The organism is Cocleimonas flava (genome assembly GCF_004339015.1).
GTDB classification, from domain to species: Bacteria; Pseudomonadota; Gammaproteobacteria; order Thiotrichales; family Thiotrichaceae; genus Cocleimonas; species Cocleimonas flava.
The window spans coordinates 234,920-248,615 of record NZ_SMFQ01000005.1 but is presented as its reverse complement, the minus strand read 5'-3'; the positions used below and the strand labels follow the sequence as shown (position 1 = coordinate 248,615).

Genomic DNA, 13,696 nt, shown 5'->3' with positions numbered 1-13,696 from the left:
GTGTTTATCCGCAAGCAAGGGAAAGTAAAAACAATGAACACTTAAGCCCGGTGTTCTTTATTTTCCTTGCGGACACAGGTTTGGTGTCCCCAATCCAGACCTGTTATTTTGACCCCGGCGGTAGCCCCCTACTGCACGGGGTTTTTTTATGGCTTTTTAACTGTCCGGTTTTTATTCTTAATTCTTTTTATATGTATCTGTTATTGGCAATCAGGTTCGTTCTCAAACCAGATATTTAATTTCTTTTTTAGCTCATCTACTCCTACCCCTTTTAGCGCAGAAAAAATTTGAACTGTATAGATAGGATTAATTTGTTTTAGTTGTTGCTGTGTCTTCAAAAGCGCACTTTTAGCTTGTCCATGTTTTAGCTTATCAGATTTGTTTAAGACAACATGGACGGGTAAATTTCTAGAATTCGCCCAATCCAACATATTCATGTCGTTTTCTAGCATGGGTCTTCTTATATCCATCATAATCACTAGACCCGCTAAAGGTGAGCGCTGGGTTAAGTATATTTCTATGAATTGCTGCCACTGTATTTTGACTTTTTCTGGCACTTTTGCATATCCATATCCTGGCAGGTCTACTAGAAATTTGTCTCCTGGTAATCCGAAAAAATTGATTAACTGAGTACGCCCTGGTGTTTTACTTGTACGTGCAAGACTTTTTTGTTGGCAAAGTTTGTTTAAAGTGCTCGACTTTCCGGAGTTTGAGCGTCCTGCAAAAGCAACTTCATTACCAAATTCAGGAGGTAGTGTATTTACGCTAGAAGCACTTTGTAAAAATTTAGCTTGTTGATAAAAAGCACTCATAATTGATCTCTGTCTTTGATGTATGATTAAGGATGTGATATAAATCGCGGCAGTTGAGCCAGCTATTCGTTGGCGAGAAGTATACAAGTATTTAGGAGTATGTTTGATGAAAATAGTAGTAATGTTAGGCTTGGTTGCAACTTTAAGTTTCAATCTAACTGCAAGTGCTAATGAAGCTGAAAGGAAAGCTGATGCAGCTAATGGTAAAGCGGTTAGTGGGACGTGCGCAGCTTGTCATGGAGCAGATGGGAATTCTGTTAATCCAGATTGGCCAAAAATAGCAGGCCAGGGTGAAGCTTATTTAGCCAAGCAATTGCATGATTTTCGTTCAGACAAACGTGTTGATCCTAGTATGACAGCTATGGCAAAAGCCATTAAGTCAGACGATGATGTAGCGGATTTAGCTGCTTATTTTTCTTCAGTAAAAGCTAAGCCTGGTGTTGCTAAACCAGACATGATTGCTAAAGGCGAAGCTATTTACAAAGGTGGCGTGGTTTCATCTGGTGTTGCTGCATGCGCCGCATGTCATGGGCCAACAGGTTCAGGAAATCCTGCTGCAAAGTTTCCAAAGATCTCTGGTCAGCACGCCAAATATACTGTTACACAGCTAATGAATTTTAAAACATCAAAACGTGCTAATGACACTGGAAAAATGATGCGTAATGTGGCGTTAAAAATGACTGATGCAGAAATGAATGCAGTTGCAGAATATATCTCTGGATTACGTGATTAAAATGTAATCAGTTTTTCACAGTGTAATACACGGAAAAAGAGGTGACGATTGTTGCCTTTTTTTTCGTCTATAATAAATTAATCATTACCAATAGTTAATCAAAACCTTATTTCTATGGGTTGAACTATGCGATATCATCATAGTCCTAAATAGATATATACCAACAGGACTGATATTAATGAAAACAATTTATAAAACTTCTCTTCTCGCTTCTTTGACGCTGATATTTATTACTGCTTGTGGCTCGGCTTCATCTGATGCAAAAAAAGTAGAGATTAAAAAAGTTTCTGCTCCTGCGGTAGAAGCAACTGCTACAACTCAGCCAGCAGCTAAAAAGGTTGAATCTCAGTTTGAGGAAGGAAAACATTATGTTGAAATCTTCCCGGAAATGCAGACAGATTCTGAGCCAGGAAAAGTAGAGGTTGTTGAATTAATGTGGCTAGGGTGCCCACATTGTTATTCTTTAGAGCCACAAATTTTAAAGTACAAGGAAAACCATCCAAAATACGTTGAGTTTAAACAAGTTCCTGCGATGCTTAATCCTAGCTGGTCAGCAGATGCAAATACTTTTTTTATCGCAGAGCTGTTAGATCCTAAAGGTGAAAAAGAATTAATACACCGTGCTTTTCAAGCTATTCATGATCAAAAGCGTCGTCTAAGAAACCCAGATGCCGTAACACGTTTCTTCGTTCAACAAGGTTTCACAGAAGAGCAAGTGAATAATGTTAGAAATTCGATGGCATTTCAGGCTAAATTGAAGCGTGCCCAAGAGATCTCTTCAACATCTCAGGCGCAGTCAGTGCCAACAATTATCATTAACGGAAAATATAGAACTAGTCCTTATATGGCTGGTGGTAATGATAAAGTAATGGAAGTACTTAGATTTCTTGCTAAACAAGAAAATAAATAATTATTGAAAGGCCTTTGTTTCACTGCAAGGGCCTTTTTGAGGGTATTGTTGTGAGGTCATTGAATTTAGTTGATAGAGTGTTACACGAAGTAGATCAGGCATTGAGAACTGTTCATACTCTTGCGCCCACGACTGATAGACCTAACCCCTCTGCTGAAATACATAATCCTGTTGATTTAACGGATGATGAGCGTAAAAAATCTATAAGCTTGATGCGTATCAATCATGCTGGTGAAGTCTCCGCACAGGGGCTTTATCGCGGTCAGGCGCTTATGTCCAAGTCTGAAGAGATTAAACAGCAGATGAATATATCTGCGATGGAAGAAAATGATCATCTAAATTGGTGTGAAAAACGTTTAGATGAACTAGGGTCTCATAAAAGCTATCTAAGTCCTGTTTGGTATTTAGGGTCTTTAGGTATAGGTGCTGCTGCGGGCCTAGCGGGCGATAAATGGAGCCTGGGTTTTGTTAAGGAGACTGAAGATCAGGTGGTTAGACATCTTGATAGCCATTTAGATAAACTCCCCGACAATGATCTTGCGAGTAGAGCAATTCTAGCGCAAATGAAGATTGACGAAGAACATCACGCTGATGTCGCTGTTGAAGCAGGAGCAGCAGATTTACCTTTCCCAATTAAGAAAATGTTAATGCCACTTTTATCTAAAGTGATGACAAAAACGTCTGCTCGTATATAGTTTTTTCTGTTAGGAATTTTTCTACCTGGCTTGGGATGAAGTAATCCTTAGAAGTTGTAGAGGGTGTTTTTTTTTACAGGTGTCGTTAAATATTCCAATCAATAGCTGATTTGTCTTTATGTCTTTTGAGAGGCTGGAGGCTGAGCTAAAGTTGCTGCGATCAATTTTTGAGTAACGGGTTAACAATTTGTAATTTTAATGCACTAATGATTATTTTATGATGTGTAAGTTGCTTTAACGCTTCTTAATTAAACTTCTCTAAAAATCATTCCCCCACTTACTTATTCCACAAAAAGTGCCTCAAAGTAGGGGGGTGACTTTTATTATAAATAATTGTGTTTATAGAATCCTTCTTATAACCCTCTTTGTTTAAGCATGGCTAATGCCTGTTTAGCTTTAGGGCTTCCGTGATTGGCGGCTTTTTGAAACCATTGTTTTGCTGTTGCAATATTCTTTTTTGTGCCGTAACCATTTGCATACATGGCGCCGACACTATATTCGGCAGCCGGAAGCCCTTGGGCGGCTGATTTTTTATACCAGTTTAATGCTTGGCCATGATTTTTTGCAACACCAACACCATCTACATAGAGGTCGCCCATAAAGTATTGTGAAATTGGTAGGCCTTTTTTTGCGGCTTTACTAAACCATGAGAAGGCTGCTTTTTCATTTTTGGCAGTGCCCATACCTTGTAAATAAATAAGTCCGAGGTTATGTGATGCGAGCGCTACACCTTTTGCAGATGCTTTTTTATACCAATTTATTGCCTGGCCCATATTTTTCTTTGTTCCAAGTCCCTGAGCGTACATTGATGCAAGATCGTACTGAGCATCACGATTTCCTTTTTTAGCAGCGATAGAGACATATTTAAAGGCTTGTGCAGGGTTCTTTTTTGTTCCTATTCCATTGGCATAGAGTACACCTAATAAATAAGTGGCTCCTGTTGCGCCTGAGCGTTGTGCCATTTTTACGTAATTGAAACCTTTAGTGGGGTTTTTCTTTACGCCTACGCCTTTAACATAACGTTCGCCAAGCATTAATTGAACGTTGGTAACGCCTTTATTTGCCGCTAGTTCATAGTACTTGATTGCTGTCGGTAGATGTTTCTTAACACCTTCTCCATTCTCATACATGATGCCTAAACTAGTATACGCATCAGGAATTCCAGCATTTGAAGCAAGCTTGTAGTATTTGAAGGCTTGCTGAAGATTTTTGCGCGTGCCTTGGCCTGTTGCGTATAGGGAGCCTAATAAATATTGGGATCCGGGGTGGCCTTTGTCAGCTGATTTTTTGAACCATCCGAAAGCGGTTTGAGGGTTCTTTTTTTGTCCTTGGCCTAATAAAAATAGCTGCCCTAACACGTATTGCCCAGCAGGGTCTCCACGTTTGGCATAGCCTGAAGCAATTTGATAAACCCTTGCGTAATTTTTAGCCTTATATGCCCTTTGTAATTCTGTATTCGCATTATTGGCGATACCAGGGTTGCGTCTTTGGTTATTGTTTGGTTGTTTTGGGCGTGCCGGTTGTTGTTGCACGCGTTTTGCTGGAGCCTTGCCGCCAGAGGCGATACCAGGGGCACCATTACCATGTCTATGTCCGACGCCTTGGGCAGGCAATGGGTGATCATGGGATCTTCCAGCATGTGTATGGGGTTGTGCATGCAGCATTGAAATAGGAACTGCTACAGGCGCTGTAAATAGTGACACAAGAAAAACAGACTTAAAGATTTTTCTCATTTTTCATTCTCCGTTTTAGATTCTTTGCTCAGGCTCGACTCTAGTTCTGCAACTACTTTTTCAAGTGCTTCCAGTTTTTCTCTTGTTCTTAAAAGTACTGCTCGTTGAATGTCGAACTCTTCTCTAGTGACTAGGTTCATTTTACGTAAACCACTTTCTAGCGTAGATTTCACATTTTCTTCAATATCTGATTGTAGGTTTTGTAAAGAGCCAGGCATAAGTCCTGATAACTTCTTTGCTAATTCATCTATTTGCTTTGGTTTGTCCATATCTGTTTCTCAGATTTAAATATCGCAGTTTAAATCAGTATTGTTAAGGTGTAATAAAGGGTGAAAGATCACCTTTGTTAACTATAGTCACACTTCCGTTGGCTTGTTTTTTACCCGCAAGGTTTAACATTGCGGCGATTCCGGGTTCGCTCGATTTAGCGCTGATATTTGTACTGTAAGTCCAGTCCTTGATCAGTTTTATATCGCCACTAAGGTCTATAGGGGCTTCATTAGAGCTTAATTTGATGTCTAAATCGCCAGATAAGGGGGATACGATGGCTTTGTAATTTCCAGGTCCTAATTTGATAGGTGAGCTCAAAGCACCGTCTTTCCAGTCGATAATACCTTTGATTTGAGGTACCTCTTTTTCACTAAGTGTAGCGTGTGAGATATCCCCAGTGATATTGCCGGATAGTTTTGCATTTTTTTGTAACTTGTTTATGTAGTCAGAGTTGATGTCGAAAGTAGTATCATCAAACGAAAGCTGTTTATTTATCCCAATACCTGCTACCCCTTCGGCATTGATGTCCTTTCCTTGAATTTTAAAGTATGACTTCAGCTTAAAAGAAGTGAGGCTTTTCAAAGGCTGAATTTTCCAGTTAACCTCACCTAAAGAATTATTATTTAGTGTGAATTCTTTTGCTTCACCGTTCCAGATTGTTCCGCTAGTTGGCCCTAGTGACAAACCTTTCACTGTTTTTTCTAAATATGGCTGTGCAATGCTTAAAGGTAGTTGCCAAACTGCAGCTAATAGAAATGCTATTAATCCAAAGAATATGATTTTTTTCATGATTTATCATTTCTTTTAATTGTTAGTCTAAAGTCAGCGAGTCCTGCTTCTTTTTTACTTTTGTCGATTAGCATATTGTCGATGACCAGCGTGTGTTTATTTTCAAGTTCATATAAGAATCGCATAACCCTGTCTGCATTTGCATCTTTTAATATGAGTCTTACGCCATTGCTACCTTGTGACTGCATGCGTTCCAGAGATTTTTTTAATCTCCATGTTTGTAATGAGCGTTCAATCAATTGTTGCGGGTTTTGAGTGCGACTGGATGAGGGTACTTTAATATTTTGCTGCTGTAATTGTTTAATCTCTATGCTTTGTCTTTGCATGGTCGCAAGTTTTATTTCTTGCTGTTCAATCAAGTTATTCAGACGAACATGTTTTGCATACATGGGTCTAACAGCTAGTAACCATAATAGTATCAATGTCACGGCAATTGAGCCGTAAGTAACGAGTAAGCGTTCTCTTTGAGAAAGTGAGTTGTACCAATTTTTCATGAGTTACCCCTGGGTAAATTATTTGGGGTAACATCTTTTGCCGATGAGGTCATTAATGGGGAAATGATTAAGGTTGCCTCAACTTTGTTGGACGTTGTCGTTGAAGACTTAATGTCAACCTTGAGTTTTACCTTCTCTGCAGCATCTCGCTTAAATGTTTCTAAGCGTGTCAAGGATGGAGATTGCATGACGAGTGTTAATTCATTTTCTTTGTAATTTATTTCGCTCAATGACATGTCTTTATATTCTTTTAATAAAGGGCTTAGATCTGAAATTAAGGGCAGCGGAGAATCTACCACTCTCCCGGCATTTTCCTTTAGTTTATCTAGCGCTGCTTTCATTTGCACAGAAGGGTCGACGATTCTTCCTTTTGGGAAAGATGATTTATAGACTTGTTCAATTTTTTGGTTTAATAGCTGACTTTGTTGTTGCAATAAATTATTTTGCCAAAAGAAAACACCTGCCCAGACACTCGCTAATAAACCCGCTAATATAATCGTAGGTCGCCATACACTCCAGTTGATGGTTGATTTGTTGGATTGACGAGAAAAATTTGTAATAAGATTTAAAGGTAATGCGTTATTAATACTTTCATAATCAATAGTATTGGCGCTTATTGGTTCAATATCTTGCTGCTGTAAGCTTTCAGGAAGATTGGACTTGTCTTTATTTGAAAATATCTTTTTGGGCTTGTTGTTTTCAAGTGGTTTTGCTAAAAAAATATCTAGCATACTGTCATCACAAGTAAAGCCTTCCAATTCACCAAGTCGAATAGTTGCACTTTCTTGGTCTGTATTGAAAATAATTGACCATTCATCTTTACGATAATATTGCCCTAACGTTTCAGGAAGCATGAAATGTGCAGTGATCCCGTGTTCCTGGAATGTATCAAGGTGTTTTTCAAGAGTGGACCGTTTAATAATCGCTACTTGAGAGTGATTGCTGGTGTCATCTTGTTTTACAGCGAAGTGTAAGTCTTCTATGTCGTCAGCAAGAGAATCTTCTAACGAAAATGGAATCGCTTGGAGGAGCTGCTTCTTGTTCTTGCTTGGAATATTCACAGATGTGATTACCACATCGTTAGCGGGAATCAATGCGACAACTCTTCTTCCGCGAGTGAGTGAACGAATCTGCTTCCAGTCACTAGCAATGAAATTACCAGAAGCTTGTTTCTTGCCTAAAAGTGAGTATTCAGGTGTTGATCCTGACGCTTTTAATTTTATAACCAGTAACTGCATTTAATTGATGACTTTCGTTATAGATTGAGGATTGCTAAAGTCGCGCATTATGACAGAAACCTTACCGTTTTTCCGTTCTAAAATAGAATTTATAAAAATTCTGGTATTGTTTATTTCTACTCTTCCTTCTAAATAGAAAAAATTAGTTTTAACATCTAATTGATCCGTATCAACAGCGCCATCTGGATTACTTTCTGTCTTTATATCATTGCTCACAATGCTGGACTCTAGGAAATCATTGATATTCTCAAAGGGGGTTTCTTTAACAAGCTCAATTAATTCATCTGCCTTATCAGGTGTGAGGCCTATGGCAAGTAGTACTGGTTTTTCTGCAGTATTTATATTGATTGGTGTACTGGTGGTTTTATTGGCGTTGTCAACGATTGGGAGTGTTGTTGTGTATCTTGCTAGTTTTTTATAAATGCCTTCTTTCATTTCTTTTAATAGTCTTAACTCAGTTAAGCTAATCATGGTGGTATCGGCACTGAAATAGGCAGGCTCTAGTGTTTGGTAATAAGGACTTTCTGCTCCATTACCACTACCATTTGCACCTTGTTCTTTATTGCCATTGTCCTGATCACTGTCGATCCAGTCTTTTAAGATATCTGTGAAGTTTTCTGGTGGACCAAGCTCCTGTTCAGGGTCAACTTCAATGGTCATAAGGTTGATTAGCCTTTGTCGTGCAGTTTCTGCAGGGTAATAATACTTCTCATTATTTTCGTCTTTATCTTCAGTATTTTCTTGTTCTTCATTGTTAGTATCGGTATTTTCATTCCCTGCTACTAAAGATGCATTTGTAGTTGTCGAAGAATTAGAAGAAGTTGATGATGTTTTATTTAATGATTTAGGCCTATTTAAAGAATTAAGGTTTATTCTAGCTTGTAAATCATATAATTTACCTTGCATTATGCCGCCAGTAATAGGAAGTACAATGCCTGTCTCGGTATACCAATCGTCCGTTAGAGAATCATAATCGGGATGATCTTCAAAACTTTGATCCAGTATCGTTCCTGCCCAGTCCTCCATGCCGTTTGCATACAGATAAGCTTGCTCAAAGTGACCAATATTACTCGATAATCGTATCTGGATTTGCTGGCGATACATAATCATCCCAGCTAGGGATACAGCAATGCTGGTAATAATCATCGCGGTAATAAGTGCGATACCTTTCTGCTGCTTAGGCATTAATTCGGTCCGACTGCCTGTAGTCGTTTTGATAGACGTTGATTAGCGTTATTTCTGGCATGTAATTTATAATCATAGATAGTTGTATACGACATCACTGCGCGCACATAATTCCGTGTTTCTTCAAACGGAATGCTTTCAATCCAGCGAGGTGCTGAAATGTGCTTGTCGGGGGTCCAGCGAGGGATTCTTCCGGGGCCAGCATTGTAGCTGGCGGTTGCTTTCACATAATTGCCTTTAAAGCGTTTTAGCATCTGACTCAAGTATGCTGCACCTAGGTTGGCATTCTTTTCAGGCACAAACAAATCAGAGGTTCGATGAGAACGAATGCCTAACTTTCTAGCAACGTTTTTTGCAGTTGCTGGTAAAATTTGCATTAAACCCTTGGCATTAGCGCTGGATACAATTTGCGGGTCAAAAGCGCTCTCTCTTCGCATAATGCCATATACCCAGGCAGGTATAATGCCATGTTTTCGGGCTGAATTAGAAACGAGCGACTGGTATTCCATGGGAAACCGTAACCCAGTTTGATTCCAGTCTTTTGTTTGAGAAACCGTAATAATTGCTAAGAATGGTTGATTGATTTCTAAGGCATACGCCGCAGCAGTTAATTTGTCTTGTTTATTTAATTTTTTCAAGGTCCAGAACCATTCTTTTTTTGCCAGTTTGGGTTTGCCGATTGCGTAGAGTTCGGTTGCTCTTTGCATAGATGGCATATTAGCAATTCGAGGCGTTAACTGAGACCAGTTTCTTGTTGGTTTTATCTGCGCTGAGTAAGGTCTTCTTAATTCATCAGCAGCTAAAAAACCATAGAATGATGCATTGTTTGCCACAGGTAATAACTGTTGATGTGTATTCTTCTCACCTAAACGCTTTCCTGTTTGTGCTCTCCAGTAGCGCCACCTGTCTTTGGTTTTAGTTTCAGCTGGCATGCTATCAATTGCGCTACGTAATTTTCTCCAGTCACCTTGACGTAATGCCATTCGTGCTGTCCAGATAGTTGCCTCTTCACTACGAAGAGTGGCAGGGATGGCAGCAAGCTTTTGTAATGCGTAAGGATTGTGATTCAATGCTTCGCGTACACCGATATAGCTCTCAACATCGGCTTTAAGTTTTGTCGAAAAAGTATGCGATCGTTGAAATTTATTCCATTGGCTTCTCGCGGTTTCTGTGTTTTTTCTAGCTAATCTCTTTATGCCATAAGCAATTAATTGAGTGCTTCGACCATCTTTGTTTTTTAGTCTTTTATTTTTGAGATTTTTAAGCGGGTGCTTGCGTAAATTAATCCATAGGTTTACGAGACTTGGTTCGTTTAAGTATTTACTTAACGCTCTGGCCAGGCCCGTTTTTCCTTTGTCCATTGCCAGCGTAATTCGTTGCCAGGCTCTACTGTCATTGACTAATCCTTTACGCACTAAAAGTGCAAACAAAGGGTCGCAAACTTTTGGGCGACTATTTGCCGAAAGCCATATTTTTAATGCTTCGTTATTAATAGCCGCAGATGGCCTAATATGCATCGAGGCTTCTGCATTAACGCACCTTGCTTTAATGCCTCCTTGGCCTTTTTTATAGAACTTAAGAATTTGTCCCCATTGTTGTTGCTGTGATAGTTTTATCAATAACTCTGTATTAATATCATCAGATAACCATGAAGGTGGATTTTGATGGATAAAATTGAGTAGAGACTGATTGTTACTGGTTTTTATATTTTGTTTTAGACGTTCATAATCAAGGTAAGGGTGAAGGATATAACCTTTTAAATGAGAGCTATCGTAAAGCTGACCTTTGTGTAATTTGTCATAAGCCTCATGAAAATCATTTACCTGTTTCTGGTTAGTATAAGCAAAAGAATTGTGCGATAAGAATAGCAAAAAAACTATTCCTAGTAATGACTTGTAAATAATCTTAAGTGCCGATTTCATAATCAGTATATTTTCCCCTGAACCCCATTGATCACAATCATCTGTTAAAAAAACAGGCTAAAAGTGGGGGGGTGACTTTTTTATAGATGTTGTTATATGTTTTAGGTAGCTAATTTTAAGTAACAAGTTTAAATAATTACATAAATATTTAACGGCATACAAAGAGCCCATTCTTTGCAAGCTTCATATATCATTATTCATGATATAACTAATAGATTCTTTTTAAAGGTTTTATTTGCGAATTACAATGTTTTTATCGCAAGTATGTTGCTGCGCCTTTGTCTTAAGATTAGTGCTTTATGTTTAACTATTGGAGTTCTCTTTCAAGGTATGTAACGCATCGAGATAACGAAGATACCTTTCTTTGCTGATCTCGTTGTTTTCTACAGCTGTCCTAACTGCGCAACGAGGCTCGTGATCATGAGTACAGTTATGAAAACGACAATTGTTCTGGTATTGCGCAAATTCAATATAGCCATCAGCGAGTTCTTGGGTGCTAATATCGCCTAATGCATAATCTCTAACACCCGGGGAATCAATTAAATACCCTTTGTTTTCAAGTCGATATAAGTCAGCTGTGGTGGTGGTGTGCTTGCCTTCTCCAGAATCGGAAATTATGCCAACCGCAATGTCTGATGTCGGCAGAATACGATTGGCTATGGAAGATTTACCTACGCCTGAGCGACCACTAAAAATACTGGTTTTGTCATCCATCATTTGCTTCAGTTGCTCAATCCCTTCACCGGTGTGAGCATTCAATTGAAGTACTGGATAACCAATTTCTTCGTAATTTTTCATCGCCTGCCAGTCTGCCTCAGTCGCATGTGCTTCAGCTAAATCGCTCTTGTTCATAACGATAATAGCTTCGGCATTGAGTTGATTTGCAGCAATCAGATAACGGTCTACCAAATCCCAGGAAGTTTCGGGTAACCATGAGTTAACGATTACAAGTTGATCAATATTTGCTGCAATAGTACGAGGGCGACCACGATAACCGGGCCTTGTCAGTGCATTGGTTCTGGGGAGTAAATCATCAACAGAGGCATTACCATGTTCGTTGTGATGCCAGGTAATGTAGTCACCACAAACGATAGTATCGAATTTACGTTTGGCGGTGCAGCGTACGTGAGGTATATCTGGATTATCTTCAGTATTTTCTACAAGAAGTTCAGCCCCGAAACGGGTGACTACCCGTCCGGTATTTACTTCTGTCTTCAAGATTTGAACATCCTGATTATAACTTGTAATACTGCTGGTTTAAATAAGCAGTAACGTCATGGATTTCATCATCAAACCAGTTAGTGTTCAAGTTAGAGTCACAGCGTCGTACCTGAGCTTCAAGCGCTTTTAAGCTGTTTACCTTTCTATCTTTCTTGGTAAAGATGCTGGTTGTATGACATTGGTTACACTTTGATTGGGTAAATAATTTTTTACCATTAGCAGCATTGCCTTGGGCCATCGCTGTGCTTGAAATTAGCAAACCTGCTAAAGACGCTAATACTGTTTTAGTTATTATCTTAGTTGTCTTTGAAAATGATGTTTTTGAAAATTTCATATCAATCTCCGTTTTCCTTATTGCCTTACTTTTCTATTTATCCTGCTTGTTTCAAGTGCGCAATGCGAATTGATGCAGGTGGGTGAGAATCATAAAATGCCGAATACAAAGGATCTGGCGTTAATGTTCCCGCGTTCTTTTTATATAGACCAACCAGTGCACTGATAAGTTCCGCAGAATCAGATTGTTGGGCGGCAAAGCTATCTGCTTCAAATTCATGTTTACGAGACCAGCGTGACATAATCGGCCCAATAAAGAAAGTGAAAGCAGGGCTAACCAGAATAAATAACAATAACGCCATATATGTAGAAGGTTGTGATACGCCCAGCGCATTGTAAAACCACTGTTGTTGCATTAGCCACGCTAGTACGGCGAAGCCTACCAGTGTCATCGTCATTGAAACGATCATGCCTTTCAGTACATGCTTATGTTTAAAGTGACCTAACTCATGTGCCAGAACAGCCTCTACTTGTGTCGGAGTCAGGTGTTTAAGCAGTGTGTCAAAGAAGACGATGCGCTTGGTTTTGCCAAAGCCTGTGAAATAGGCGTTACCATGGCTAGAGCGTTTAGAGCCATCCATTACAAATACACCGTCTGAATTAAAGCCAGTACGATCGAGCAACGTCGTGATGCGATTAAGCACTTCACCTTCTTCCAATGGTTTAAATTTATTGAAGATTGGCGCGATAAATTTTGGGTAGGCCCACATCATCAAAATTGAGAAAGCAGTTAGTGCCACCCAGGCATAAAGCCACCATAAGCTGCCCGCAGATTCCATTAGCCATAAAACTAACATGATCAGCGGAATACCTATCACAACCGATAGCGCCGCACCTTTAAACATATCGATGAAAAATACTTTAAGCGTTGATTTGTTGAAGCCAAATTTTTCTTCAATAACGAAAGTACTATATAACGAAGTTGGGATATCGATGATGCTTGAAATTAGCGAGAAACCGATGATAACCGCGACACCTGTGGTTAATGGGCCCCAGCTGAACGATCGCATTGCGTTATCCAGTAGCTCCAGTCCACCGCCTAAAGTCCAAAGCAGTAAAACAACAGCGCTTAGAATCAGGTTGAAACGTCCGAAGCTGCCCTTGGTGCGTGTGTAATCGGCAGCTTTTTGGTGTTCTTCAAGCGTGATTTTGTCGGCAAACTCTTCAGGAACTGCAGAACGATGTTGTGCAACGTGTTTGGCGTTTCGCAAAGAAAGCCATAATTGCACCCCTGTTGTAATGATCAGAAGTGCTAGAAAAATAAAAGTAAATGTATGCATAGTTCTATAAAATAAGGCTCAGTTTTATTAATTCAACATGAGTATTCACGTAAATTACGGTAAAAATACCAATATAATTAA

Annotated in this window: 14 protein-coding genes; 3 read left to right on the top strand and 11 right to left on the bottom strand. The window is 39.3% G+C overall.

Going from position 1 to position 13,696, the window contains the following annotated elements; genetic code table 11:
* Positions 1–200 precede the first annotated feature (200 nt).
* Positions 201–812 (bottom strand): ribosome biogenesis GTP-binding protein YihA/YsxC, encoded by a 612-nt coding sequence (yihA, locus tag EV695_RS17605; RefSeq protein WP_131907325.1) that lies wholly within the window; start codon positions 810–812, stop codon positions 201–203.
* A 106-nt stretch (positions 813–918) separates the two neighbouring features.
* On the opposite strand from yihA, the gene EV695_RS17600 reads away from it, so the two are divergent.
* The 3 genes from EV695_RS17600 to coq7 all read left to right on the top strand — a co-directional run bounded on the left by EV695_RS17600 (position 919) and on the right by coq7 (position 3,150).
* Positions 919–1,545: a c-type cytochrome gene (locus EV695_RS17600; protein ID WP_131907324.1), complete on the top strand. Its 627-nt coding sequence runs from the start codon at positions 919–921 to the stop codon at positions 1,543–1,545.
* A gap of 178 nt (positions 1,546–1,723) precedes the next feature.
* Complete coding sequence (locus EV695_RS17595; RefSeq protein WP_131907323.1) at positions 1,724–2,455, top strand: thiol:disulfide interchange protein DsbA/DsbL; 732 nt, start codon at positions 1,724–1,726, stop codon at positions 2,453–2,455.
* A 50-nt stretch (positions 2,456–2,505) separates the two neighbouring features.
* Entirely contained in the window at positions 2,506–3,150 is a 645-nt protein-coding gene (coq7, locus tag EV695_RS17590; RefSeq protein ID WP_131907322.1) for a 2-polyprenyl-3-methyl-6-methoxy-1,4-benzoquinone monooxygenase, read from the top strand.
* A 353-nt stretch (positions 3,151–3,503) separates the two neighbouring features.
* On the opposite strand, the gene EV695_RS17585 is transcribed toward coq7, so the two are convergent.
* From EV695_RS17585 to EV695_RS17540, 10 genes are all read right to left on the bottom strand, one after another.
* Positions 3,504–4,883 carry an SEL1-like repeat protein gene (locus EV695_RS17585; protein WP_131907321.1) on the bottom strand — a complete coding sequence of 460 codons (1,380 nt, stop codon included), beginning with the start codon at positions 4,881–4,883 and terminating at the stop codon, positions 3,504–3,506.
* Positions 4,880–5,152, bottom strand: coding sequence for a ubiquinone biosynthesis accessory factor UbiK (ubiK, locus tag EV695_RS17580; protein WP_131907320.1), 273 nt, complete (start codon positions 5,150–5,152; stop codon positions 4,880–4,882). Before ubiK ends, EV695_RS17585 begins: the two co-directional genes overlap by 4 nt.
* A gap of 43 nt (positions 5,153–5,195) precedes the next feature.
* On the bottom strand, positions 5,196–5,942 hold the full coding sequence (locus tag EV695_RS17575) for a type II secretion system protein N (protein ID WP_131907319.1): 747 nt from the start codon (positions 5,940–5,942) through the stop codon (positions 5,196–5,198).
* Positions 5,939–6,436, bottom strand: a complete 498-nt coding sequence (gspM, locus tag EV695_RS17570; protein WP_131907318.1) for a type II secretion system protein GspM — start codon at positions 6,434–6,436, stop codon at positions 5,939–5,941. The genes EV695_RS17575 and gspM overlap by 4 nt, the downstream gene beginning before the upstream one ends.
* Entirely contained in the window at positions 6,433–7,674 is a 1,242-nt protein-coding gene (gspL, locus tag EV695_RS17565) for a type II secretion system protein GspL (RefSeq protein ID WP_131907317.1), read from the bottom strand. Before gspL ends, gspM begins: the two co-directional genes overlap by 4 nt.
* Positions 7,675–8,859 (bottom strand): type II secretion system minor pseudopilin GspK, encoded by a 1,185-nt coding sequence (gene gspK / locus EV695_RS17560; protein WP_131907316.1) that lies wholly within the window; start codon positions 8,857–8,859, stop codon positions 7,675–7,677.
* Positions 8,859–10,781, bottom strand: coding sequence for a transglycosylase SLT domain-containing protein (locus EV695_RS17555; protein ID WP_131907315.1), 1,923 nt, complete (start codon positions 10,779–10,781; stop codon positions 8,859–8,861). The genes gspK and EV695_RS17555 overlap by 1 nt, the downstream gene beginning before the upstream one ends.
* Before the next feature lie 303 nt (positions 10,782–11,084).
* Complete coding sequence (rsgA, locus tag EV695_RS17550; protein WP_243651707.1) at positions 11,085–11,999, bottom strand: ribosome small subunit-dependent GTPase A; 915 nt, start codon at positions 11,997–11,999, stop codon at positions 11,085–11,087.
* 16 nt (positions 12,000–12,015) lie between these two features.
* Positions 12,016–12,336: a hypothetical protein gene (locus tag EV695_RS17545; protein ID WP_131907313.1), complete on the bottom strand. Its 321-nt coding sequence runs from the start codon at positions 12,334–12,336 to the stop codon at positions 12,016–12,018.
* Between the two features lie 37 nt (positions 12,337–12,373).
* Positions 12,374–13,615, bottom strand: coding sequence for a M48 family metallopeptidase (locus EV695_RS17540; protein WP_131907312.1), 1,242 nt, complete (start codon positions 13,613–13,615; stop codon positions 12,374–12,376).
* Positions 13,616–13,696: the final 81 nt, after the last annotated feature.

What these genes read in the sequence shown, in the direction of transcription:
- gspK (WP_131907316.1), bottom strand. Translation starts at nt 8,859, where the DNA reads ATGCCTAAGCAGCAGAAAGGTATCGCACTTATTACCGCGATGATTATT.
- EV695_RS17575 (WP_131907319.1), bottom strand. Translation starts at nt 5,942, where the DNA reads ATGAAAAAAATCATATTCTTTGGATTAATAGCATTTCTATTAGCTGCA.
- EV695_RS17545 (WP_131907313.1), bottom strand. Translation starts at nt 12,336, where the DNA reads ATGAAATTTTCAAAAACATCATTTTCAAAGACAACTAAGATAATAACT.
- EV695_RS17585 (WP_131907321.1), bottom strand. Translation starts at nt 4,883, where the DNA reads ATGAGAAAAATCTTTAAGTCTGTTTTTCTTGTGTCACTATTTACAGCG.
- gspL (WP_131907317.1), bottom strand. Translation starts at nt 7,674, where the DNA reads ATGCAGTTACTGGTTATAAAATTAAAAGCGTCAGGATCAACACCTGAA.
- EV695_RS17540 (WP_131907312.1), bottom strand. Translation starts at nt 13,615, where the DNA reads ATGCATACATTTACTTTTATTTTTCTAGCACTTCTGATCATTACAACA.
- ubiK (WP_131907320.1), bottom strand. Translation starts at nt 5,152, where the DNA reads ATGGACAAACCAAAGCAAATAGATGAATTAGCAAAGAAGTTATCAGGA.
- yihA (WP_131907325.1), bottom strand. Translation starts at nt 812, where the DNA reads ATGAGTGCTTTTTATCAACAAGCTAAATTTTTACAAAGTGCTTCTAGC.
- EV695_RS17555 (WP_131907315.1), bottom strand. Translation starts at nt 10,781, where the DNA reads ATGAAATCGGCACTTAAGATTATTTACAAGTCATTACTAGGAATAGTT.
- gspM (WP_131907318.1), bottom strand. Translation starts at nt 6,436, where the DNA reads ATGAAAAATTGGTACAACTCACTTTCTCAAAGAGAACGCTTACTCGTT.
- EV695_RS17600 (WP_131907324.1), top strand. Translation starts at nt 919, where the DNA reads ATGAAAATAGTAGTAATGTTAGGCTTGGTTGCAACTTTAAGTTTCAAT.
- EV695_RS17595 (WP_131907323.1), top strand. Translation starts at nt 1,724, where the DNA reads ATGAAAACAATTTATAAAACTTCTCTTCTCGCTTCTTTGACGCTGATA.